Annotated in this window: 1 tRNA gene and 2 rRNA genes; all 3 read right to left on the bottom strand. The window is 50.4% G+C overall.

The annotated features are described in order from the left end of the window. Positions 1–270 (bottom strand): 23S ribosomal RNA (locus E2L00_RS21310); the annotation flags it as partial. 219 nt (positions 271–489) lie between these two features. After that, positions 490–565: transfer RNA gene (locus tag E2L00_RS21305), tRNA-Glu, on the bottom strand. Between the two features lie 168 nt (positions 566–733). Then, positions 734–984: ribosomal RNA gene (locus tag E2L00_RS21300) — 16S ribosomal RNA — on the bottom strand; the annotation flags it as partial.

Below are 984 nucleotides of genomic sequence, written 5' to 3'. Positions count from 1 at the left end.
TGGGCTGTTCCCCGTTCGCTCGCCGCTACTGGGGGAATCTCGGTTGATTTCTTTTCCTCGGGGTACTTAGATGTTTCAGTTCCCCCGGTTCGCTTCGTTAAGTTATGTATTGGCTTAACGATAGTGCAACGGATTGCACTGGGTTTCCCCATTCGGAAATCGCCGGTTATAACGGTTCATATCACCTTACCGGCGCTTATCGCAGATTAGCACGTCCTTCATCGCCTCTGACTGCCAGGGCATCCACCGTGTACGCTTGGTCGCTTAACCTCACAACCCGAAGRTGTCTCGTAAGACMGYTCGCGTTGCGAAAATTTGAGAGACTCTGACACACCGTCTCTTCCTTTCTTATTACGGAGAAAGGAAACGGCGTGTCGTTTCAATTTTCAGCTTGTTCCGGATTTTTAAAGAGCACATATCTCAAACGTGATTCCTGAGAATCAGTTTTGAGATATATCGGCACGCAACTTTCACTCACATACCAGCAAGTGGCGTCCCCTAGGGGATTCGAACCCCTGTTACCGCCGTGAAAGGGCGGTGTCCTGGGCCTCTAGACGAAGGGGACACAAAAATTGCTTATCACCCACCGGGTGATATTTTTGTGTAAGGCGACGTTTCCTTAACAGAAACGGAGCGGCAATATCTGCCAAGCCTCTTCACTATAGTAAGACCTTGCTTCTTTACATCTATCAGACAATCTGTGTGGACACTGCGCAGGTTCGTATCTTTAAGGTAAGGAGGTGATCCAACCGCAGGTTCCCCTACGGTTACCTTGTTACGACTTCACCCCAGTCATGAATCACAAAGTGGTAAGCGCCCTCCCGAAGGTTAAGCTACCTACTTCTTTTGCAACCCACTCCCATGGTGTGACGGGCGGTGTGTACAAGGCCCGGGAACGTATTCACCGTGGCATTCTGATCCACGATTACTAGCGATTCCGACTTCACGGAGTCGAGTTGCAGACTCCGATCCGGACTACGACGC

Source organism: Cedecea colo (assembly GCF_011808225.1).
GTDB classification, from domain to species: domain Bacteria; phylum Pseudomonadota; class Gammaproteobacteria; order Enterobacterales; family Enterobacteriaceae; genus Dryocola; species Dryocola colo.
Note: the sequence above shows the minus strand (reverse complement) of the source record. Positions and strands in the feature narration are given on the sequence as shown.